The sequence below is a fragment of the Kitasatospora sp. SUK 42 genome (assembly GCF_015776785.2).
In the GTDB taxonomy this organism is placed as follows: Bacteria; Actinomycetota; Actinomycetes; order Streptomycetales; family Streptomycetaceae; genus Kitasatospora.
Genome location: NZ_LFMD02000003.1, coordinates 727727 through 749646 on the forward strand (window position 1 = coordinate 727727; position 21920 = coordinate 749646).

18 protein-coding genes and 1 riboswitch are annotated in these 21920 nt (G+C 76.5%); of the genes, 14 read left to right on the plus strand and 4 right to left on the minus strand.

The genetic code is table 11. From position 1 onward, the window contains the following. Window positions 1–173: 173 nt before the first annotated feature. From lanL to RZ50_RS12965, 6 genes are all read left to right on the plus strand, one after another. Entirely contained in the window at window positions 174–3128 is a 2955-nt protein-coding gene (gene lanL / locus RZ50_RS12940) for a class IV lanthionine synthetase LanL (RefSeq protein WP_217680522.1), read from the plus strand. Beyond that, window positions 3125–5116 carry a S9 family peptidase gene (locus tag RZ50_RS12945; protein WP_196949839.1) on the plus strand — a complete coding sequence of 664 codons (1992 nt, stop codon included), beginning with the start codon at window positions 3125–3127 and terminating at the stop codon, window positions 5114–5116. The genes lanL and RZ50_RS12945 overlap by 4 nt, the downstream gene beginning before the upstream one ends. 188 nt (window positions 5117–5304) lie before the next feature. Then, entirely contained in the window at window positions 5305–5448 is a 144-nt protein-coding gene (locus RZ50_RS12950) for a VenA family class IV lanthipeptide (RefSeq protein ID WP_196949838.1), read from the plus strand. 140 nt (window positions 5449–5588) lie between these two features. Next, window positions 5589–7244 carry an ABC transporter ATP-binding protein gene (locus tag RZ50_RS12955; RefSeq protein ID WP_308271613.1) on the plus strand — a complete coding sequence of 552 codons (1656 nt, stop codon included), beginning with the start codon at window positions 5589–5591 and terminating at the stop codon, window positions 7242–7244. Between the two features lie 217 nt (window positions 7245–7461). Beyond that, window positions 7462–9246, plus strand: a complete 1785-nt coding sequence (locus RZ50_RS12960; RefSeq protein WP_217680524.1) for an ABC transporter ATP-binding protein — start codon at window positions 7462–7464, stop codon at window positions 9244–9246. 168 nt (window positions 9247–9414) lie between these two features. Continuing rightward, entirely contained in the window at window positions 9415–9588 is a 174-nt protein-coding gene (locus RZ50_RS12965) for a hypothetical protein (protein WP_196950423.1), read from the plus strand. Between the two features lie 102 nt (window positions 9589–9690). On the opposite strand, the gene RZ50_RS12970 is transcribed toward RZ50_RS12965, so the two are convergent. Beyond that, window positions 9691–10800: an alcohol dehydrogenase catalytic domain-containing protein gene (locus RZ50_RS12970; protein ID WP_196950424.1), complete on the minus strand. Its 1110-nt coding sequence runs from the start codon at window positions 10798–10800 to the stop codon at window positions 9691–9693. On the opposite strand from RZ50_RS12970, the gene RZ50_RS12975 reads away from it, so the two are divergent. From RZ50_RS12975 to RZ50_RS12995, 5 genes are all read left to right on the plus strand, one after another. After that, a complete protein-coding gene (locus RZ50_RS12975; protein ID WP_217680525.1) occupies window positions 10799–11095 on the plus strand; it encodes a hypothetical protein in 297 nt (98 codons plus the stop codon). The two genes, RZ50_RS12970 and RZ50_RS12975, sit on opposite strands and share 2 nt — an antisense overlap. 112 nt (window positions 11096–11207) lie before the next feature. Next, window positions 11208–11879 carry a class I SAM-dependent methyltransferase gene (locus tag RZ50_RS12980; RefSeq protein WP_196950425.1) on the plus strand — a complete coding sequence of 224 codons (672 nt, stop codon included), beginning with the start codon at window positions 11208–11210 and terminating at the stop codon, window positions 11877–11879. Window positions 11880–12021: 142 nt separating this feature from the next. Further along, window positions 12022–13278: a hypothetical protein gene (locus RZ50_RS12985; protein ID WP_217680526.1), complete on the plus strand. Its 1257-nt coding sequence runs from the start codon at window positions 12022–12024 to the stop codon at window positions 13276–13278. 7 nt (window positions 13279–13285) lie between these two features. Further along, window positions 13286–14296, plus strand: coding sequence for an N-acetylmuramoyl-L-alanine amidase (locus tag RZ50_RS12990; RefSeq protein ID WP_196947024.1), 1011 nt, complete (start codon window positions 13286–13288; stop codon window positions 14294–14296). Window positions 14297–14528: 232 nt separating this feature from the next. Next, window positions 14529–15464, plus strand: a complete 936-nt coding sequence (locus RZ50_RS12995; protein ID WP_196947023.1) for a hypothetical protein — start codon at window positions 14529–14531, stop codon at window positions 15462–15464. A gap of 67 nt (window positions 15465–15531) precedes the next feature. Here RZ50_RS12995 and RZ50_RS13000 read toward each other — a convergent pair whose 3' ends face one another. The 3 genes from RZ50_RS13000 to RZ50_RS13010 all read right to left on the minus strand — a co-directional run bounded on the left by RZ50_RS13000 (window position 15532) and on the right by RZ50_RS13010 (window position 18732). Further along, window positions 15532–16593: a prenyltransferase gene (locus RZ50_RS13000; protein ID WP_196947022.1), complete on the minus strand. Its 1062-nt coding sequence runs from the start codon at window positions 16591–16593 to the stop codon at window positions 15532–15534. Next, complete coding sequence (locus tag RZ50_RS13005) at window positions 16590–17324, minus strand: class I SAM-dependent methyltransferase (protein ID WP_196947021.1); 735 nt, start codon at window positions 17322–17324, stop codon at window positions 16590–16592. The genes RZ50_RS13000 and RZ50_RS13005 overlap by 4 nt, the downstream gene beginning before the upstream one ends. 97 nt (window positions 17325–17421) lie before the next feature. Further along, the gene (locus RZ50_RS13010; protein WP_196947020.1) at window positions 17422–18732 is read right to left on the minus strand and encodes a glycosyltransferase family 4 protein; all 1311 of its coding nucleotides are present in this window, start codon (window positions 18730–18732) and stop codon (window positions 17422–17424) included. A 244-nt stretch (window positions 18733–18976) separates the two neighbouring features. On the opposite strand from RZ50_RS13010, the gene RZ50_RS13015 reads away from it, so the two are divergent. The 3 genes from RZ50_RS13015 to RZ50_RS13025 all read left to right on the plus strand — a co-directional run bounded on the left by RZ50_RS13015 (window position 18977) and on the right by RZ50_RS13025 (window position 21915). Beyond that, window positions 18977–19597: a TetR family transcriptional regulator gene (locus tag RZ50_RS13015; protein WP_254802469.1), complete on the plus strand. Its 621-nt coding sequence runs from the start codon at window positions 18977–18979 to the stop codon at window positions 19595–19597. A gap of 123 nt (window positions 19598–19720) precedes the next feature. Further along, window positions 19721–19799: riboswitch (cobalamin riboswitch) on the plus strand. Between the two features lie 104 nt (window positions 19800–19903). Next, window positions 19904–21139: a prenyltransferase/squalene oxidase repeat-containing protein gene (locus tag RZ50_RS13020; protein WP_196947018.1), complete on the plus strand. Its 1236-nt coding sequence runs from the start codon at window positions 19904–19906 to the stop codon at window positions 21137–21139. Between the two features lie 23 nt (window positions 21140–21162). After that, window positions 21163–21915, plus strand: coding sequence for an SCO2322 family protein (locus RZ50_RS13025; protein ID WP_308271614.1), 753 nt, complete (start codon window positions 21163–21165; stop codon window positions 21913–21915). Window positions 21916–21920: the final 5 nt, after the last annotated feature.

Below are 21920 nucleotides of genomic sequence, written 5' to 3' on the forward strand. Positions count from 1 at the left end.
CGAACTCAAGTCCCGGCGGCACCGGGCCGAAGGCGGGTACGGGGACGCGGCGTTCCCGCCCTCGGAGGCGCTCCCGTTCATTCCGAGGAAACCGATCAGGCCGGGCCGCACGCCCGGGTGCCGAGCAGCGGCACCCGGGACGCGGCGGCCGAAACGAAGGGATGTGGTGGCGGATGAGGGCGGACACATCGCTGCGTACGGCCGGGGGCGAGGGATCGGCGGGGCCCGGACCGGGTGCGGCCGGTTCGTGGCCGGAGGCGACGCGGGCGGTGCTGGCCGGCGCCGGGGGCCGGGGAGGCGGCGGTGGCTGGGACGTCACCGTCGGTGGCTTCTGGTGCACGGCCAGGCCGTCCGGGTCGTCGCCCTTACCGGCGCAGGGATGGAAGCTCCATGTGAGCGCGGCGTCGGTGGTGGGCGGGGAGGTGCTCGCGGCGGTGGTGCGGGTGCTCGCCGCCGATCCGTGCGGCTTCAAGTTCGCCGCCGGGGAGGAGCGGTTGCGTGAGCTCAACTCCCGTAACAGCGACCGTGGTTCGGCGGGCAAGTTCATCACCGTCTACCCGGCGGACGACGCCCAGTTCCAGCGGCTGGCGGCCGAGCTCGACCGGGTGACGGCCGGGCTGCCGGGGCCGGTGGTGCTGTCCGACCGGCCGTACCGGCCGGGCAGCCGGGTGCACTACCGCTACGGCGCGTTCGCGGCGCGGGCGGAGCTGGGCAACGACGGGGAGTACCGGTCGGTGCTGCGCGGGCCCGGCGGGGAGCGGGCCGAGGACGTGCGCGGGGGGTCGTACCGGGCGCCGGGGTGGGCGCGGGACCCGTTCGCGCCCGCCGCCGTCCGTCCGGGCAGGCCCGGCAGGCGTCCGGGCGGGGTGCTGCTGGCCGGGCGGTACGCGGTGACCGCCGCCATACGGCACGGCGCGAAGGGGGGCGTGTTCCTCGGGCGGGAGGCGGCCAGTGGCGCGGAGGTCGTGGTCAAGCAGGCCCGCGCCCACATCGAGGTGGACCGCGCCGGGACGGACGCCCGCGACGCGCTGCGGCACGAGGCCGAGCTGCTGGCCCGGCTGGACGGGCAGGGGCTGGCACCGCGCGCCGTCGAACTGATCGAGCAGGAGGACTCCGTCTTCCTGGTGCAGGAACGAATCGCCGGACAGCCGCTGGGCGCCTGGGTCGCGGCCCGCCTGCGCCGCGACGGCAGCCCGGACGTGGACTGGGCCGAGGCCGAGCCGGTGGCGCGCGGACTGCTCGACCTGGTCGAGCGGGTGCACGGCCAGGGACTGGTGCTGCGCGACCTCTCCCCCGGCAATGTGATGGTCCGCCCGGACGGCGGCCTGCGGCTGGTCGACCTCGAACTCGCCGCCGAGGCCGGCCACCGGGCCGGATCGGCCGGCACGCCCGGCTACCAGGCCCCGGAACAGGGGCGGCTCTCCCTCGCCGGCTCCAGCGTGGCCGACCCTGCGGTCGACCTGTACGCGCTCGGCGGGCTGTTCTTCCTGCTCGCGACCGGGCACGACCCGCTGCTGCCGGAGGACCTCCCGAGGGCCCGCCCGGTCGCCGAGCGCCTCGGCCGCTGGCTGACCCTCGCGGCCCGGACGGGTGCGACGGCGCGGCGGCTGGCCCCGGTGGTCCTGGGGCTGCGGGCGGAGGAGCCGGCGCTGCGGTGGGGGGTGGCCCGGGTCCGGGCGGAGCTGGGCGGCGCGGAGCGGGAGCGCGCGGCGGATCGCGCCGTCGTCACTCCGCTGTGGCACGCCGCCAACCGCGCCGCGCGCCCGGCGCCCGGCGGCCTGCCGCACGACGGCCCGCGACTCGACGGCCCGGCGCTCGACGGCCCGGCGCTCGACGGCCCGGCGCTCGATCGCCTGCTGCACGACGGCCTGCGGCACCTCTCCGCCACGGCGACGCCCGGGCGGCCCGACCGGCTGTGGCCCGTCGTGCCCGCCGGGGAGCGGACCGACCCGTGCAACGTGCAGCACGGCGCCGCCGGTGTGCTCGCCGTACTGGCGCGGGCGGTCGCGGCCGACGGCCTGCCCGAGGACGTCCGGGCGCAGGCCGCGCACACGGCCCGTACCGCCGCCGACTGGATCGAGCGGCGCGTCGCCGCCGAGCCGGTGATACTGCCCGGCCTGCACTTCGGGCGGTCGGGGACGGCCTGGGCACTGCTCGACGCCGCCCGGGTGCTGGGCGACGCCGGGGCGGCCGCGCGGGCCGCCGCGCTCGCCCGCCGGATCGCGGTCGAGTGGCCCAACCCCGACGTGTGCCACGGCGCGGCCGGCGCCGGATTCACCCAACTCCGCTTCGCCGCCGAGAACCTCGACAACAAGGACTTCGACGGCACGAACCTCGGCGGCGGGGACCTGGGCGGAGGATTCCTCGACCGCGCGGCCCACGGCGCCCGCGCCCTGCTCGCCGCCGCACGGCGGGAGCCGTACGGGACGACCTGGCCGGTGCCCGCCGACTTCGACTCGGCGCTCGCCGGGATCACCCACCTCGGCTTCGCGCACGGCGTGGCCGGCGTGGGCGCCTTCCTCCTGGCCACCGCCGAGGCGACCGGCGACCGGACCCTCCTCGACGGCGCCGCCGACGCCGCACGGACGCTCGGCGCGACCGTGCGGTGGAACGGCGCCGACCGGCGGAGCGCCTGGTGGCCGCAGAGCGCGGGCGATCCCGAGCACATCCGGCTCGCACACTGGTGCAGCGGCTCCTCCGGCACCGGCGGCTTCCTGCTGCGGCTCTGGCGGGCCACCGGCGACGCCGCCGCCCTCGACCTCGCCCGCGCCGCCGGACGGGCGGTGCTGGCCGGACGCTGGCACAGCGGGGTGAGCGCCTGCCACGGACTGGCCGGCGACGGCGAGTACCTGCTGGACCTCGCCGAGGCCCTCGACGAACCCGAATTCCGTACCGGCGCCCAGGAGCTGGGCCGGCTGATCGCCTCCCGGGCGGCCCTGCGCGACGGACTGCTGGTGCTCCCCGACGAGACCGGCATCGGCTGCGCCGCCGCCTACGGCACCGGCACCGCGGGCCCGCTGGCCTTCCTGCTGCGCCTGCGCCACGGCGGCCCCCGGCTCTGGCTCGACCCGGTGCCGCCCGGCACCGGCCGACTCCCCCACCACACCACCGGGGTGAGCGAAGGATGAACGTGGCCACCCGCACCACCACCCGGGCACTGCGCCGGCTGAGCTTCACCTTCTCCACCGACGGCAGCCACGCGGCCTGCCTCGCCGCGGCCGCCGACAGCGGCTGGTACGTGGAGAGTTGGCGACTCCCGGCGGACGGCACCCCCGCCGATCCGATCCCGCTGCCGCTCTCCGGCAACCGCTCGGAGAGCCTGCGCTCACAGCTGGTCTCACTGGCCGACGGCTCGGTGCTGGCCTGCCGGCACGACGGCGACCGGCACGACCTGACCCACCTCTCGTACGGCGAGAACGGCGCCGTGGAGCAGCAGTTGGCCTCGCTGAGGCTGCCCGGGCTGCGGCTGCTGCCGCTCCCGGTGCCGCCCGGCGCGGGGCCGCGCACACCGGTAGCGCTCGCACTCGGCACGGACGCCCGTCCGGCGACCACCGCATGGCTGATCCGGACGGACGGCAGCGAGCCCGAGCGGATCGCCGAGCTCCCCGGCCTGCACGGCGGCGGCACCTGGCTGGACCACGCGGGCGCGCTGCTCGCGCTGGACCGGGTGAACGCGGGACTGGTCCGCAGCGTGGTGCTGGACCTGCGCAGCGGCACCACCACCCCGCTGCTGGAGATCGGCGAGCGCAGCAACGACCGGCTGGTGCTGTTCGACCCGGACAGCCGCTTCGCGATGGTGCGCAGCGACGCGCCGGGCACCGACCGGCTCGGCTGGGGCTTCCTCGGCGGCGGTGAGCCGCTGCGCTTCCCGGAGTGCCTGCACGCCTCGGGCATGTTCCTGCGGCCGATCGCGCTGCGGCGGGCGGCGGACGGGCCCCGGGTGGCGGTGCAGATCGACCACGGCGCCGGGTCGGCGCTCGCCCTGTGGCGGCCCGCCTTCGGGCGGCTGGACCCTCTGCCGGTGCCGCCCGGCCGGCTCGGCGCGGTCGGGCACTGGGACGAGGCGGGGCTGCGGATCCCGTACTCCTCGCCCGACCATCCGACGGCGCTGGCCACCCTGGACGTGGACGCGCTGCTGGCGAACGGACCGCTCCCGGCCACCACCGGGGCGATCCCGCTACCGCTCCAACTCGCGCCGCTGGGCTCGGGGTTGCCCGGCCCCTGGCGGGAGACCGTGCCGCCCTGGCAGCCCGGCCGGCCGGTCACCCCCCGCACCGAGCCGGACGGCTGGCGACTCGACGGCAGCACCCGGCCCGGCGACGGCGGCCGCTGGCAGCCCGCCCAGAGCCTCGAACTCGCCGGCCCGGCGGGCCCGTTGGAGGCCCTGGTGTACGGCGGGGACGCCTGGCTGAGCAGTCCGCACCTGGTGCTCGCCCTGCACGGCGGCCCGGCGGACGCCTGGCGGCTGGAGTTCGACCCGGCCCTGCAACGGATGGCCGCCGACGGCCTGGCGGTGGTCGCGCCCAACCAGCGCGGCTCCACCGGCTACGGGGTGGCGCACGCGATGGCCATCCGGGGCGCCTGGGGCGGGCCCGATCTGGACGACGTGCTGTACCTGCTGGAGGGCGTCGCGGGCCAGCGCGCGGCACTCGGCCTGGAGCCGCCCGCGCTGTTCGGGGTCAGCTACGGCGCGTTCCTGGCACTGCTGGCGGCCGCGCACGCGCCCGCCGAGCAGGTCGCCCGCTGCGCGGTGGTCGCGCCGTTCCTGTCCGGCGCCCGGCTGCTGGCCGAAGCGGCACCTCCCGTCAGGGCGTTGACCACCCGGCTGGGCGGCGGCGAGCCGGTCATGGACGCCCGCGGCCCGCGCGACGTGCTGCAGGTGGCGCACCGGCTGAGCGCACCGCTGCTGATCGTGCACGGCAGCCGGGACGAGGCCGTACCGGTCAGCCAATCCCGGGCGCTGCGGCACGAGTTGCTGCGGATCGGCCGGGTCGAGGGCGCGGACTTCCGGTACGTCGAGGCGGCCGGCTCCGGGCACGAGGTGCTCGCCGAGGAGGGCGCGGCCGTGCTGCACGAGCTGCTGGCCGGGTTCCTGCGGACCGGCCGGCCGGGCTGAGCCTGGCCGCGCAGACTCCCGGGCCTGAGGCGCTCGCCCCTCTCGGGCACCCGGCCCTTTCAAGACTCCCGGGCCCACGACGGCCCGGGTCACCACCCCGGTGCGGCGGATGGAGGCCGCCCGGGGAGCAACACCCGACGCCCGCAGGCAGATCGCGGCGGGCGCAACCTCAAGGGGAGGAACCGATCATGGAGAACATGATGGACTTCGAGACCGACCTCGCGGCGCTGCAGAGCCTGCCGGAGACCGAGTCCGTCGAGCTGACCGGCCACGGCAGCGGCTGCCAGTACACCTGTCTCATCCTGACCTGCCTGATCTTCACCATCAGCTGAGGCATCGGCCCGGCCTGATCCAGCCGATCGGGCGGTAGCCCATGGGTGCCGTCCTCGCCTGTCCGGACAGGCGAGGACGGCACCCGCCTTCTTTCCCCCCTTTTCCCCGGATCTCCGCATTCCCCGACGGGAGACCAGACGTGCCCCGACGCCCCACCGGCTGGACCCTCGCGCTCGGCATCGCCCTGCCGGTCGACGCCGCCACCACCCTCACGCTGCCCGCCGTGCTCGCCGGGGCCGTCGACGCCGTCCTCGACCACCGTTCCGGGCCCGGCGCGTTCCTGCCGCTCGCCCTCGTCCTGGGCGCGGCGGCCGCCGCCAACGCCGTCGCCGCGGCCGCCGGACCTGCCTGCTCCGCCGAGGCCACCGCCGACCTGCGCGGACGCCTCGTCCGCCATCTGCTCGCCCTCGGCCCGGGCGGCCGGCTGCACGGCGGACCGCCGCCCGGCGACCTCGCCGCCCGGCTGCTGGGCTCGGCCGGCGACGCGGGCGGTCGGCGGCCCGCCGTGCTCGGCGCCGCCACCGCTCTGCTCACCTCGGTGGGCGCGATCCTCGGGCTCGGGCTGCTGTCACCGTGGCTGGCGCTCGCCTTCTTCGGCGGCCTGGTGCCCGGCGTGCTGCTGATCCGGCTCTTCCTGCGCCAGGCCGGGCCGGTGTTCGCCCGCTACCAGGAGGTCCAGGCCGAGCTCGCCGCCCGGCTCACCGGCGCCCTCACCGGGCTGCGCAGCATCCACGCGGCGCGCGCCGAACAGCGCGAGGCCGCCCGGGTGCTGGCGCCGCTGCCGGAGCTCTCCGCCGCCGGACACGCGCTCTGGGCGGCGCAGCGGCGCACCGCCTGGCAGGCGACCCTGCTGATCGCGCTGGTCGAGGTGGCGGTGCTGACCACCGCCGGGGCGCTGCTCGCGGGCGGCGCCCTCGCCCCCGGCGCGCTCACCGCGGCGGCGGGCTGGGCGGCGCTCGGCGCGGGACTGTTCGAGCAGGTCGAGTCGCTGGTCGGGGTCGCGCACGCGCGCGCCGGGCGGGCCCGGGTGGACGAACTGCTGGCGCTCGCCCCCGCGCCCTCCGGTACGGCGGCGCTCCCGGCGGGCGGGCGCGGGGAGGTCGAGCTGCGGGGCGTGGTGGTGCGCGACGGCGAGCGGGTGCTGCTCGGACCGCTGGACCTCACCGTCCCCGGCGGCCGTACGGTCGCGCTCGTCGGACGGTCCGGCTCCGGCAAGTCGCTGCTGGCCGCACTGCCCGGGCGGCTGCGCGACCCCGACGAGGGCACCGTGCTGATCGACGGCGTCCCGGTGGGCGCGCTCGCCCCGTCCGAGCTGCGGCACGCGGTCGGCTACGCCTTCGCCCGGCCCGCGCTGGTCGGCCGTACGGTCCGCGAGGCGCTGGCCGGCGCGGGGCCGGCGGAGGCGGCGTCCGCCCGGGCGGACGGCTTCCTCCAGCGGCTGCCCCGGGGGTGGGACACCCCGCTGGACGAACTCCGCCTCTCCGGCGGTGAACTGCAACGCCTCGGCCTCGCCCGGCTGTTGGCCCGGCCCACCCGGCTCGTCGTCCTCGACGACGCCACCTCGGGGCTGGACCTCGCCACCGAGCACCTGGTCACCAGGGCCCTCGACGGCGCCACCCGCGGCCGCACCCGCCTGGTGGTCGCGCACCGCGCCACCGTCGCCGCCCGCGCCGACCTCGTCGCCTGGCTCGACGCCGGCCGCCTCCGCGCCCTGGCCCCGCACACCGCCCTGCTGGCCCACCCCGACTACCGCGCCGCCCTGTCCGACACCACGCTCCAGGCCACCACGGTCTGACACCCACACAGAAGGTCGACGCAGCCGACTTCCCATGCCATCCACGTCGAACAGAGCTCGCGCCCGCACAGGAAGTCGGCGGAGTCGACTTCTCGCGCAACCCGCGCCTCCGACCACAGCGCACCGCACAGGGCACCGGCCCGCCCGGCGTCCCACTCCCCCGAACCCACCGCGGCCACCGCGGCCACCGCGCCGGGCGGCGCACCGGCGACGGTCCGTGTTCCGCACCGCACCGGGCTGGGGGCTGCTGTTCCAGGAGTTGGCGACCACCCGCCGGTCCCTGGTGCGGCTGCTCGCGTGGTCCGGGGTGGAGGCGTTGCCGCCGCTGGTGTCGGGGCTGTTCGTGTCGGCCGCCGTGGACCAGGGGTTCCTGGCCGGGCGGCCGGGAGTCGGCCTGGCGTGGCTGGGCGGCTTCGGGGTGGCCATGGCGCTGCGGGCGTACGCGGCGCGGGCCGGGTTCCCGCACCTCGCGGGGGTGGTGGAGCCGCTGCGGGACTCGCTGGTGGAACGGGTGGTGCGCAGCGCCCTCGCGCGCCCGTCGGCGGATCCGGCCGAGGTCGCCCGGCTCACCGAACAGGTCGAGTCCGCACGGCAGTTGACCGCGACGCTGCTCCGCACCCTGCGCGGGGTGGGGGTCACGCTGATCGCCGCGCTGGTCGGGCTGGCGCTGCTGGCGCCCGCCGTCCTGCCGCTGGTGCTGCTGCCGCTGCTGGCGGCCGGGGTGCTCTTCGTCCGGCTGCTGCGCCCGATGGTCGCGCGCCGCCGGGCGGTGGTGCTGGCCGAGGAGCGGCTCGCCGCCGAGGCCGGGCGGGCGTTGCGGGGGCTGCGCGACGTGCAGGCCTCGGGCACCGGGCAGGAGGTCGCCCTGGCGCTGGCCGAGGCCGCGCGGGAGAGCGCCGCCGCCTCCCGGGCGCTGGGCCGGGCCTCGGCGCTGCGCGCGCTGGTGGTGGCGCTCGGCGGGCGGCTGCCGGTGCTTGCCGTCCTGGCGGCGGCGCCGTGGCTGCTCGCGCACGACGCCCTGACCGCCGGCGAGCTGCTCGGCGTCGCCACCTACCTCCTCCAGCAACTCGACCCAGCGGTAAGGACGTTGGCCGGTACGGTCGGCGGCTGGCTGCTCAACCTCGCCGTGGTGCTGGACCGTCTGGCGGCGGTCACCGCGCCCGAGCCGCGACGGCCGTCGGCGGCCGAGCCGTCCGACGCCCCCGCCGGGGAGGTGCGGCTGGCCGGCGTCCGGTACGCACACGGCGCGGGCGCCACTCCCGTACTGGACGGGCTGGACGCGGTGTTCCGCGCCGGGGAGCACGTGGCGGTCGTGGGCGTCAGCGGGGCCGGGAAGTCGACCCTGGCCGGGCTGTTGGCGGGGGTCGCGGCGCCGACCGCCGGAGCGGTGGTGGTGGGCGGGGGCGCGCATGTCGCCCTGCTGCCGCAGGAGGCGTACGTGTTCCCCGGGCCGGTGCGGGAGAACCTGGCCTGGCTCGCCCCGGAGGCCACCGACCGCCGGCTCGCCGAGGCGGTCGAACACCTGGGCGCCGACGAACTGGTGGCGCGCCTGGGCGGACTGGGCGGCGCGTTGCGCGATCCGGGTGAACTGTCGGCCGGTGAGCGCCAGTTGCTCGCGCTGGTCCGGACGTACGTGTCGGCCGCGCCGGTGGTGGTGCTGGACGAGGCGACCTGCCACCTGGACGCCGCCGCCGAGGAGCGGGTCGAGCGGGCCTTCGCCGCCCGGCCGGGGACGCTGGTGGTCATCGCGCACCGGATCAGTTCGGCGCTGCGGGCGGAGCGGGTGCTGCTGCTGGACGGCGGCCGGGGCATGCTGGCCCGGCACGGCGACCTCCAGGTGCTGTCCCCGCTCTACCGCGAGCTCGTCGGCCGCTGGCTCGGCTCGACGCCGCGCAACCCGGCACCGAACAGCGCGCCGCCGAACAAGCCGAACAACACGACGTCGAACGGCCCGAAACCCCACGGCCCAACACCCCCGGGCACGACAGGACTCGCGTCATGATCTCGATAGGATCTCGTCCGTCCCGGCCGTTATGGTGGCCGGGGCACGGGCCGCGATCACCGGCTGTGGGCGCATACCGAGCGCCCGATCGGGGACCCGACCGTGCGCCCCCGGCGCCGGGCGGGCGCCGATGATGACCTGCACCCTCGCACGGAAAAGACGATTCTCATGTCCGACACCCTCACCGACACCACCGGACCCGCCGCCAACGGGACCGACGCCGACGAGAAGACGGCCGAGGCCACCGCGTCGCACGGCCGCCACCGCGGCCCGTCCGCCGCCGACGACACCTCCGGGACCGACGCGCACGGCCGCCACCGCGCGGCCGGCGCCCGGGGCTGACCCCGGCAACAACCGACACTCCGCGAGGGCCCGCCGGGAGCACACCCCGGCGGGCCCTTGCCCGTCGGAGACCGTCGGAGACCGCCGGAGACCGCCGAGGCCTCACCGGTCCAGCGAGATCACCGTCCGCAGCGCCTCGCCGCTGCGCATCTGCGCGATCGCCTCGTTCACGTCCTCCAGCCCGACCCGGTGCGTGACCATCCCGTCGAGGTCGATCCGCCCGGCCCGCCACAGGTCGACGACCAGCCCGATCGTGCGCGCCACCGGCGCCCCGCCGTAGAGCGAGGGCAGCAGCCGCTTCTCGTTGAAGAACAGCTCGCCCATGGTGAACTGCGCGAGGTCGTCCCGGGCGCCCGCGCCGATGACCACCACCGCTCCGCCGCGCCGGGCCGCGTCGTACCCGGCCCGGACGGTGGCCGCGCGGCCGACCGCCTCGAAGACGTAGTCGAAGCCCCCGCCCGGCAGGCCCTTGGCGACCGCCTTCAGCTCCTCGGGGGCGATCGCCTCGGTGGCGCCGAAGGCCAGGGCGCGCTCGCGTCGCGAGGCCACCGGGTCGACGACGGTGATCCGGGCGGCGCCGCAGACCCGGGCGCCCTGCACGGTGGCGATCCCGACCCCGCCCGCGCCGATCACCGCGACCGAGGAGCCGGGCTCGACCCGGGCGGTGTTGACGGCGGCGCCGACACCGGTGGTCACCCCGCAGCCGATCAGCGCGGCGGCCTCGTACGGAAGGTCGGCCGGCACCTTGATCACGGCATCGGCGGCGACCACGACCTCCTCGGCGAACGCCCCGGTGCCGTAGAAGCCGGAGGCCTCGACGCCGTCGCCGCCGTCGCCGCCGTCGCCCCCGCCCGCCAGCCGGAAGCCGGGGGCGCCGAGGCGGCCCAGGCTGGCGACGCACAGGTGGCCGCGGCCGTGCTCGCAGTGGGCGCAGCGGCCGCAGGGGGCCATCCAGCAGAGCACCACGCGGTCGCCGGGCTCGACGCCGGTGACGCCCTCGCCGACCTCCACGACGTCTCCGGCGCCCTCGTGCCCGGGGACGAACGGCGCGGGCTGCGGCAGTACGCCGCTCATCGCGGAGAGGTCCGAGTGGCACAGACTGGCGGCGCGCATCCGGACCCGTACGGCGCCCGGGCCGAAGCCGACCGCCGTCACGTCCGCCCGGACGTCGAGGGTGTCCTGGCCGGTCTTGTGCAGGACGGCTGCGCGCATGGTGCTGCTCCCGGTGTGCCTCGTGTACTTCGCGTGCTTCGTACGCCCCGCACGCCGGGTGCCCGGCACCCTGAGCGCCGAGGACGGACGGTCGGCCCGATTCTGGCACGGCCGCCGCACGCCGACTAGAACCCGTTCCAGCCCGGCCGACCGGCAGCCCGCTCCCGGCGCCCACGGCACGCCGTGCCCCCGCTGCGGTGCCGCCGTCACCGCCACCGCCGCCGGGGCCGGGGCGATCGCGGCGGAGCTCGCCCCGTACCGGGCCCGGATCGCGACGGACCTCCTCAGGGGCTGATCCCGGCCGGCCTCCGCCGTGCCGGAGTGCGATCCCCGGCCGCCGCCGTCCCCCCTACCGTCGAGTAGGGTCCGAGCACGTCCGTCCGCCGTCCCGACCCGAGGAGCACCGCATGTCCGACCTGCTGGAGAGCGCCCGCCCGGCGCCCGAGGTGCTGGCGGCGTTCGAGGCGGCCACCGGGTTCATGCCGGTGGACGAGGGCCTCGCGCTGTACGCGGCGGCGGTGGCGACGGCCCGGCGCACCGGGCTGCCGGTGCTGGAGATCGGCACCTACTGCGGCCGCTCGGCGGTCCTGCTGGCCGCGGCGGCCCGCGAGACCGGGACGGTCGCGCTGACCGTGGACCACCACCGGGGCTCGGAGGAGCAGCAGCCCGGCTGGGAGTACCACGACCCGACGCTGGTGGACCAGGAGGTCGGGCTGATGGACACCCTGCCCAGCTTCCGCCGCACCCTGCACGCCGCCGGGCTGGAGGAGCACGTGGTCGCGCTGGTCGGCCGCTCGCCGCGGATCGCCGCGCTGTGGGGGCGTCCGCTGGGCCTGGTGTTCATCGACGGCGGGCACACCGACGAGCACGCCACCGGCGACTACGAGGGCTGGGTGCCGCACCTGGCGCCGGAGGGCCTGCTGGTGGTGCACGACGTGTTCCCGGACCCGGCGGACGGCGGCCAGGCCCCGTACCGGGTGTACCTGCGGGCGCTCGCCGAGGGCTTCGAGGAGGTCTCGGTGACCGGTTCGCTGCGCGTCCTGCGCCGGGCGGCGGCCCCTGGGGAGGCCGAGGCCTGATCGGAACTTCCCCACAGCCCCGGGCGGATGCTCTAACGTCGTGCCGGGGCTGTCGGGCATGGATTCGAACGGTACGGTGTCCGCGCAGTACCCGGCAGCAGCACCAGGCAGAGCATCAGCGGACGGTGGGGGCCAGCGGCACATGACGGACCAGCACAACACCGCTCCTGCGGTCTGGGACCCCACCGCGCGTGGCGGCGCGGGCGGCTGGGTCCGCAACCCGCAGCGGCCGGACGCCGAGTCCACGCCCGCCGCACCGCCGACGCCCCCGGCCCCGCGCCCCCCGGCACCCCCGGCCCCGCGCCCGCCGGCACCCCCGGCCCGGGCCGAGGCCGACGACGAGGACCCGCCGCTGGGCGCCCGCCCGTACCTGTCCACCGCCCCCGGCTTCGGCCCGCCGCCACCGCCCTGGGACGCCTCCGCCCCCGAGGCGGCCACCACCGCCATCCCCCGCGTCCCCCCGACGCCGGCCCCGCCCGCGGCCGCGCCGTTCCCCGCCCACGCGACCCCGCAGGAGCGCGGCCCCCAGGGCGGCCCGCTCCCCGGCCCCGGCTACGTCTACCCGCCGCCGCCCCCGGCCGGCCCGCCGCAGCAGTTCCCGTACGAGCAGCCCCCGTACGGAAACCGGCCCGACTATCCGACCGCCCACCCGGTCGAGGACGAGGACGACGAGGACCGCCCGAACAACCGCAGGGCCCCGCTGCTGATCGGCTTCGCGCTGCTCCTGGTGCTGGCGGTCGGCGGCGGCCTGCTGTACGCGAGCCAGGGCGGCGGCAAGGCCGACCAGGCCGCGCCCGCCCCGACCGCCTCCGCGACCGGCTCCGGCAACCCGCAGCCCGTCCCGGCACCCGCCGGTACGGACGCCGCGCCGGGCGCCGCCACCGGCACCCCGGCCGCACCCACCGACACGCCGTCCCCGACCGCGACCACCGCCGGCCCCAACGCCAAGGCCCAGGCGCAGGCGCTGGACGGCCTGCTCACCAAGGGCGAGAACGCCAAGGCCCCGATCGGCAGCGCCGTCGCCAAGGTGAACAGCTGCCCGTCGAAGGCCGACATCGAGAGCACGGCGCAGGTCTTCGACAACGGTGCCGCCCAGCGCCAGGGGCTGCTCGCCGAGCTCGCCAAGCTGAGCGTCACGGACGTGCCGGGCGGCGCGGACGCGGTGAACTCGCTGAAGTCCGCCTGGCAGCTGTCCGCCGACATCGACCGCGCGTACGCGAGCTGGGCGCGCGCCGTCGCCGCCCAGGGCTGCTCCGGCAAGGCCCCGGCCACCGCGGACAAGAAGCACGCGGACGAGCTCAACCCGCAGGCCACCCAGGCCAAGTCGGACTTCATGACCAAGTGGAACCCGATCGCGAGCGGCTACGGCCTCGCCACCCGGACCCAGGACAGGATCTGAGCCACCCGTGACCGGCCCGACCTCCCGACCGCCCCGCCGCTCCACCCTGCTGCGCGTCACCACCGTCGTGGCCGCGGCCGTTCCGCTCTGCACGGCGGGCTGGCTGGGCTGGCAGGCCCTGGACGGCTCCGGACCGGCGGGCGCCTCGGCGTCGTCGAACGGCACCGCACAGGCCGGCGCCCAGGCCGCCACCCAGTCCCCGGCCACCCCGGGGGCACCGCTCACCCCGCCCGTCCAGGCCGCCCCGCCGGCCGACGGCACGCCCACCGGCGCGCCGACCGCGACGCCGGCCGCGCCCCCGTCCGGCACCCCGACCGACCCGGCGTCCGTCCCGGCGGGCGGCGCCGACCTCGCCGGCCGGACCATCGTGCTCGACCCGGGCCACAACCCCGGCAACGTCGCCCACCCCACCGAGATCAACCGTCAGGTGGACATCGGAAACGCCCGCAAGGAGTGCGACACCACCGGCACCGAGACCAACGCCGGCTACACCGAGGCCGACTACACCCTGGACGTCTCCCGCCGGGCCCGCGCCCTGCTGACCGCCCGGGGCGCCAAGGTGGTGCTGGTGCAGGACGGCGACCGCCCCTGGGGCCCGTGCATCGACGAGCGCGCCCGGGCGGGCGCCGACGCGCACGCCGACGTCGCGCTCTCGGTGCACGGCGACGGCGGCCCGGCGAGCGGCAGCGGCTTCCACGTGATCATGCCCGCCAAGGTGGTCGCCGGTAAGGCGGACAACTCCGCGATCGTCGAACCCTCGCACCGGCTCGGCCTGCTGCTGCGCGAGCGCTTCCAGGCCGCGACCGGCGAGCCGTATGCGGACTACACCGCGAAGGACGGCCTGGACGTCCGCTCCGACCTGGGCGGACTCAACCTCTCGGCCGTCCCCAAGGTGTTCATCGAGTGCGGTAACATGCGCAACTCCGCGGACGCCCGACGGATGACGGACCCTCAGTGGCGCCAGCAGGCCGCCCAGGGGATCGCCGACGCGCTGACCGCGTTCCTGACCACGCGCTGAGGCCCTGGCCCCACGCCTGGAACGGGACGCGGCACGGGAGTTGAAACCCGCAGGCCGGGGGGGACGGAACCCCACCCGGCCCGCACGGTTTGCAACGACTTCGACCCATTCCCGGTCCCGCCGTGCACCGGCGGGACCGTTGGGCCTAGGCTTCTGGTCCGTTCGGGGGTTTCGGCCGGTCGGCCCGACCGAGCGAACCGCCGTCCACCACACGTCAACGAGGGGAACGTAAGTGAATCTGCGCGCTCTCACCAGGGGAGACGCCGCCGTCGCAGGCGCGGCCGTCCTGCTCTTCATCGCCTCCTTCCTTCCGTACTGGAGCTGTTCCGGACGGTACTGCGGCGGCCCGAACAGCTCGCAGAACGCGTGGAGCACCCAGCTGTTCCCCATCCTGCCCTCCATCTACCTGCTGGGCATCGCCGCCGCCGTCCTGATCCTGGTGCAGCGCTTCCAGGGCGCGGCCGCGGCCAACCGCCAGGTGCTCGGCCTGCGGCTGGACCAGTGGGGCATCGCCTTCTCCGTCACGGCGCTGTGGACCTCGGTCTGGTCGCTGGGCGGCGGCGCGAGCGGCCTCAGCGACCTGGGCATCAGCCACGGCTTCGGCGCCTGGCTCGGCTTCATCGCGCTGCTCGTGCTGGCCGGTGCGGCCGCCGCGAGCCCACTGCTGCCCGCGCTGAAGGCTCCGCTGGTCACCGACCGCCCCGCGGCCGTCCCGTACCAGGGCGGCTACCCGGTGCCGGGCCAGCCCGGCCACCCGGGCGCTCCCGCCCAGCCCGGCTACGGCTACCCGGCCCAGGGCCAGGACCCGGCGTTCGGCGCCCAGCCGGCCGGCGGCTACGGCTACCCGGCCGCCGGTCAGCCGCAGCCCGGTCAGCCGCTCCAGCCCGGTCCGGTGCAGGACGCCGCCGCCCCGGCCCCGGCCCCGGTCGCCCAGCAGCCGCAGCCGCAGCCGGCCGCCCCGGCGGCGGACTTCCAGCCGTTCTGGTTCGCCGTCCCCGCCCCGCGCCAGCTGGCCCCGAAGGACAACCCGGCCGGCGCCCCGGTCGGCGAGGTCGTGCCGGGCACCTGGTACCTGGCCGTCGAGCAGCGCGGCACCGCGCTGGTCGCCCAGCTGCCGGACGGCACCCAGGGCGTGCTGGCCGACGCCTCGGGCATCCAGCGCGGCTGACGGCCTGAGGGATCGTCGAAGGGGCGGGACCGGATCACCGGTCCCGCCCCTTCCGCATGCCGGTCCGTCAGCAGCAGTCCTGGACCACCAGCCCGGCGGGCAGGTGCTCCCCGCCGAAGACCGCGACCGTGGCCGGGTCCCCGCCGAGCGCGGCCACCGCGAGCAGCAGCGCCCCGGCCGTCCAGGTGGTGCGCTCCTCGGGCCAGATCGCGTCGTCCTCGAAGACGTACCCGGTCCAGTACGCGCCGTCCTCGTGCCGCAGGTGCTTCTGGATCCAGCGCAGGATGTCCACCGCGCGGTCGGACTGTCCGATCGCCCAGAGCGCGAGGGCCAGTTCGGCGCTCTCGCCGCCGGTCACCCAGGGCCGGTCGCTGACGCAGCGCACGCCGAGGCCGGGCACGACGAAGCGGTCCCAGTCCCGTTCGATCCGCGCCACCGCGGCCTCGCCGCGCAGGCCCGTGCCGAGCACCGGGTAGTACCAGTCCATCGAGTAGCGGTCCTTGTCGAGGAACCGCTCGGGGTGGTGGGCGATGGCGTGCCGCAGCCGGCCGGCCGCGAGTTCCCAGTCGGGCTGCGGCTCCTCCAGGTAGTCGGCGATCGCCAGGCCGCAGCGCAGCGCGTGCAGGATGCTGGACGAGCCGGTGAGCAGCGCCTCCTCGGTGGCGGCGCCGTCCTCGTCGACCCGCCAGGCGATCGGGCCGCCGGGCAGCCGCAGCGAGACGATGAAGTCCAGCGCCCGCCGGACCACCGGCCAGATCCACTCCAGGAAGGCGTCGTCGCCGGTGCTGAGGTGGTGGTGCCAGACCCCGACCGCGATGTACGCGCAGAAGTTGCTCTCCTTGGCCCGGTCGGTGACCGCGCCGTCGGTGTAGGCGGCGTACCAGGAGCCGTCCGGGTTCTGCCGGGCGGCGAGCCAGCGGTAGGCGGCCTCGGCGGCGGCGTGCTCGCCGGCGGTGTCGAGGGCCATGGCGGCCTCGGTGTGGTCCCAGGGGTCGAGGTGGTGCCCGGCGAACCACGGTATGGCGCCGTCGGGGCGCTGCTCCATCAGGATGCTGCGGACGGTGCCGGCCGCCTGCTCGGCGTCCAGCACCCCGTCGAGCAGCAGCACCTCGGGGACGGCGGCGGTCATGCGCCCGCCCGCCGCGGCTTCGAGGCGTACGCCACGAAGCTCTTGCCGATGACCGGGTTGAGCGCCTTCTCGGCGGCCTTCGTGAGGGTGCTGATCACCGGGGTGCCGACGATGTCCCAGACCAGCAGCTGGTGGTAGGCCTTGACCGGCAGTGCCTTGTCGTTGTTCACGCCGACGGCGCACTTGATCCACCAGTACGGCGAGTGCAGCGCGTGCGCGTGGTGGGTGCCGTACGGCTCCAGGCCGGCGTCCTTGAGCTTGCCGAGCAGTTCGTCGCCCCGGTAGATCCGGATGTGGCCGCCCTCGACCTCGTGGTACTCGTCGGACAGCGCCCAGCAGATCTTCTCGGGCAGCCAGCGCGGCACGGTGACGGCGAGCAGGCCGCCCGGCTTGAGGACGCGGAACATCTCCTTGAGCACGCCCCGGTCGTCCGGTATGTGCTCCATCACCTCAGAGATGATGATCTTGTCGAAGTACTCGTCCTCGAACGGCAGCGCCAGCGCGTTGCCCTCCATCGCGACCGCCGACGCGCCCTCGGGGGCCTCGCCGGCCTGCTCCATGGCGGCGAACCACTTCTTGACCTCGGCGATCTCCTCGGCGTTCTGGTCCAGGGCGATCACCTCGGCACCGCGGCGGTAGCACTCGAACGCGTGCCGGCCCCCGCCGCAGCCCAGGTCGAGCACCCGGTCGCCGGGGGCGAGCGGGAAGCGCGAGAAATCGACGGTCAGCACTTGCAGGGCTCCCATTCCTATTGCTACCAAGCGCTCTTGACGCTTCGTCAGGCCACGCGTCCGGTCACCCGGGGCGTGCCGCTCAAGAGCACGTCACTCAGGGCACGTAGCGCCAGCCCGGCCCGGAGCGGGCCCTCGCGCCGGCGCCGGTGGCGATCGCCGCGCGGTACGCCTCGGCGGTCAGCTCGGCGGCCCGTTCCCAGGTGAACCGGGCCAGCACCCGCTCGCGTCCGGCCGCGCCGAGCCCGGCGCGCAGCGCCGGGTCGTCCAGCAGCCGGCCGAGCGCGCCGGCCAGCGCGTCCGCCTCCCCCGGCGGAACGGCCAGGCAGGTCTCGCCGTCCGGCCCGGCCACCTCGGGGATCGCCCCGCCGGTGGTGGCGACCAGCGGGGTGCCGGTAGCCATCGCCTCGGCGGCGGGCAGCGAGAAGCCCTCGTACAGCGAGGGGACGCAGGCCACCTCGGCCGAGCGGTACAGGTCGACCAGCTCCCGGTCGGTCAGGCCGGTGCGGAACTCGATGTGCTCCGCCAGCCCGAAGCGGCGCACCGCCTCGGCCACCGGCCCGTCCTCCTTCTGCGGCTTGCCGACCACCACCAGGTGCGCGTCCCGCTCGGTCCGGACCTTGGCCAGCGCCTCGACCAGGAACACCAGCCCCTTGAGCGGCACGTCCGCGCTGGAGGTGGTGACGATCCGGCCGGGAACGCGCGCGATCTGCGCCGAGGGGGACCACAGCCGGGTGTCGGCGCCGATCGGGACCACCGAGATCGCGCCGGGCGCGGCGCCCAGGTGCTCGGCGATCTCGCGCTGCGAGGTGCCGGAGACGGTGATCACGTGGTCCAGCCGGGCGGCGACCCGTCGCTGCATCCGGGTGAAGGCGTACCAGCGGCGCAGCGAGAGCCGCTTGAGCCGGGTGGCGGCCGCGTCCAGCTCCAGGCGGCGGTCCACGGTGATCGGGTGATGGATCGTGGTGACCAGCGGGAAGCCGTGCCGGGCCAGGCCCAGCAGGCCGTAGCCGAGGGTCTGGTTGTCGTGCACCACGTCGTAGCGGCCCTTGTGCCGGGCCAGGTACTGCCGGGCGCGCAGCGAGAAGGTGAGCGGCTCGGGGAAGCCGCCGGTGCGCATGGTCGCGAACTCCAGCACGTCCACCGGGCCGCGGAACTCGTCGCGGGCGGGGGTGCGGAACGGGTCGTCGGCGCGGTAGAGGTCCAGGCTGGGCAGCTCGACCAGGCGCACCGAGCCGGGGCCGTCGACCTCGTCCAGCACCGGGTACGGCTGGGCGCCGATCACGTCCACGTGGTGACCGAGCCTGGCCAGCTCACGGGAGAGGTGCCGTACGTACACGCCCTGACCGCCGCAGAACGGGTCCCCGCGGTACGACAGCAGGGCAATCCGCAGCGACTGCGCGGTCATCCTCGGCCCTCATCTCTGGCTGCTGGCTGTGCTGCCGGTCGTGCTGCACCGGTCGCTAAAGTAGATCAGGTTTCAGTGGCTGTGGAACTCGTCATCGGCCATGTGAACAATGAGAGACCTCGAAGATACCGGCCCGTAGCTTTCCGTCAGGAGCCAGGGTTGGTGATTCCCGCCACGCCGACCCCGTCGACGGCGTGTCGACCTTGTGGAGCACTCCGCCGCCCATCCGCCCCCGGGAGCCCCCTTGCCCTCGCCGACCCCGTCCGTGAGCCCCACCTCCCCGCCGCCGGGCGAGCCGCCGCTGACCGCGCGCCAGGCCGAGCGACGACGGCGGATCCTGCGGGCCGCCACCGCGCTGGCCGCCCGCGGCGGGTACGAGGCGGTGCAGATGCGGGAGGTCGCGGAGAGCGCGCAGGTCGCCCTCGGGACGCTGTACCGGTACTTCCCGTCCAAGGTGCACCTGCTGGTCGCGGTGATGCTGGAGCAGCTCCAGGGGCTCCGGGAGCACATCCGGCGGCACCCGCCGACCGACCGGGAGCCGGCCCTGCGGGTCGCCGACGCGCTCACCCGGGCCTTCCACGCCCTCCAGCGCGAGCCGCTGCTGGCCGAGGCGATGGTGCGGGCGCTCAGCTTCGCGGACCGCTCGGTCGGCGCCGAGGTGGACCGGGTCAGCGTGGCCACCGGACAACTCATCCTGGACGCGATCGGCCAGTCCGGCCCGCCCAGCGAGAGCCAGCGGGCGGCCGTCCGGGTGATCGAGCACACCTGGCACTCGGCCCTGGTCGCCTGGCTCTCCGGGCGCGCCTCGATCGCCGAGGTCCGGGCCGACCTGCACACCGCGGCCCGACTGCTCTCCCTGCCCTGACCGTGCACCGGCCCGTCGTCGGCCCGCTGTGACTGGAACCTGTTCCTGCTCCGCCGGGCCCGCCGGGCACGGTCCGGCGGCTAGAGTCGACGGGCAGCACAACTCCATCCCGCTCCTCCCCCGGGGAAAGCCGGTGCGAATCCGGCGCTGACCCCGCAGCCGTGAGCCCGGCCGACCCCGGCCCGGGTGAGTCGGAGCACCCGGGGAAGGGCGAGCGGCCAGTCCGGGCCCCGCGCCCGGCACCGTCGAGGACTACGGAAGGGCCCCGCCCGGGCCACACCGCTCACCGAAAGGCACACCCGCACCATGCTCACCGCCGCCCGCCTGGGCGCCGCCGCCCTGTCCGCCGCGCTGCTCGCCGGCGTCGCCGCCGGACCGGCCCTCGCCGACGTCCCCCCGCCCACCATCCCGGACGGCCTGTACGGCAAGAGCGACCCGACGTACGACGGCGTCTGGCGGCAGTCCCTGGCGCTCACCGCGCTGACGGCGGCCAAGATCACCCCGGCCGACTCCGCGGTCGCGTGGCTCACCGGGCAGCAGTGCGAGGACGGCGGCTGGCCCTCCTACCGGGCCGCGGGCGCGGCCTGCGACGCCAAGTTCGAGGACAGCAACGCCACCGCCGTCGCCATCCAGGCCCTGGTCGCCCTCGGCGGGCACCAGAACGCCGTCGACAAGGGCGTGCAGTGGCTCAAGGCCAACCAGAACGCCGACGGCAGCTGGGCCTACAACCCCGGCAACCCGGGCGACGCCAACTCCACCGGGCTCGCCGTCAACGCGCTGTTCGCCGCCAGGACCGACCCGGCGAGCGTCGCCAAGCCCTCGGGCGGGAAGAACGCCTTCGACGGCCTCGCCCGCTTCCAGCTCGGCTGCGCCGCCCCCGCCGACCAGCGCGGCGCCTTCGCCTACCAGCCGGACGCCGGCGGTGCCCTCGCCCCCAACGCCCTGGCCAGCGCCCAAGCCGCCCTCGCCGCGGCGGGCGGGCACCTGCCGGTCGCCACCACGGTGCGGGCCGACGCGAAGCCCAACCCCCTCGCCTGCTCCGACGGCTCCGCGCCCGCCACCGTCCCGCACGCCGAGGCGGGCGAGGCCGTCGGCGACTACCTCACCGGCCAGCTCGCGTCGGGCGACCAGCACCTCACCCTCACCACCCCGGGCGCCGAGCCGAAGCCCGACTTCACCGCCACCGCCTGGGCCGCCCTCGCCCTCACCCAGAGCGGCCACCCCGACCAGGCCTCCGGCGCCGTCGCGTGGCTGGAGCAGCAGGGCTCCGCCTGGACCAAGAACGGCACCGACGCCGCCGCCACCGCCAACCTCCTGCTGGTCACCCAGGCCGCCCAGCGCGACACCACCGACCTGACCCACCAGCTCACCGCCCTCGGCCCGGCCCCGAAGGCCACCGCCGCCGCGTCGGAGGAGGCGCAGCCGGCGGAGAAGAAGAAGGACGGCTTCGGCCAGTACTGGATGATCATCGTCGGGCTGCTGATAGGCGTCGGCGGCGGACTGCTGCTCAGCCTCCAGCGCAAGCGCAACCCCAACCTCTGATGCGACCCGCGTCCTTCCCTTCGGTGCCCTCGGCGTCCTCGCCCTCGGTGCCCTCCCCCGTCTCCCGGCTCCGCTCGCGGCGGGGGCCCCTCACGCTGCTCCTCCCCCTGCTCGGCGCGGTGCTGCTGCTGTGCGCCGCCTCGCCCGCGCAGGCGGCCGGGTACCGGTACTGGTCGTTCTGGCGCGGGGCCGAGGGCGGGAGCTGGGCGTACCAGCAGCAGGGCCCCGCGGTCGCCGTGCCGCCGGACGGCGCGGTGGACGGCTGGCGGTTCGCGGTCAGCCCCGACGGCGGACAGGACGCCGCGAAGCCCCGTGCGGAGGCGCGCTTCGACGTGATCTGCGCGGACACGCCCGCGCAGGACGGGCACAAGCGAGTGGCCGTCCTGCTGGACTTCGGGACCGCCGAGGACGCCGGGGCGTCCGCCGCGCAGCCGCCCGAGCAGCGGACGGCCTGCGCCAGCGTCACACCGCGCGCCACCTCCGCCGAGGTGCTGGCCGCCGTCGCCCCGCCGCTGCGGTACGACACCAACGGCGTGCTGTGCGCCATCGCCGGCTACCCCAAGGCGGGCTGCGCCGACCAGCTCGGCGCAGCCGCTCAGCCTGACACCGGCACCGGCACCGGCACCGGGTCCGGATCCGGGTCCGGGTCCGGCACCGCGTCCGGGTCCGCCGGGCACGACGGCGGCCCGAACGTCGGCCTGATCGCCGGTGGCGCGCTGGTCGCCGTCCTCGCCGGCGGCGCCGTCTGGCAGGCCCGCCGCCGCCGCAACCCCTGACCCCC